This is a genomic window from Leifsonia sp. HAY1-4F (assembly GCF_056755275.1).
Window position 1 is genome coordinate 1 of sequence record NZ_JBNDHX010000707.1, and the last position, 231, is coordinate 231.

The following is a 231-nucleotide window of genomic DNA, read 5'->3' on the forward strand; positions in this document are numbered from 1 at the left end:
CCCAATGACCGATCCGGTCACCTACCCCGAACCGCTTGCCCACCCCGAAACCAGGGGCATCGAACTCATCCAAGCCTCCGAAAGGCACGGCCGCGCCCGCGATCTCTTCCCCGTATGGGCGGCCCCGAATGTCAGCGTCCTGAACTTCACAGTGGGGGCCTCCCTGATTCTGCTGGGCCTGGAGATCTGGCAGGCCATACTCGTCATCATTGCCGGCAGCCTCCCCTGGAT

The 231-nt window shown here is 64.1% G+C and carries 1 protein-coding gene; it reads left to right on the forward strand.

The genetic code is table 11. From position 1 onward, the window contains the following. Window positions 1-4: 4 nt before the first annotated feature. The coding region (locus tag ACPYOG_RS21060; RefSeq protein ID WP_481295983.1) for a cytosine permease at window positions 5-231 on the forward strand (227 nt) is incomplete at its 3' end.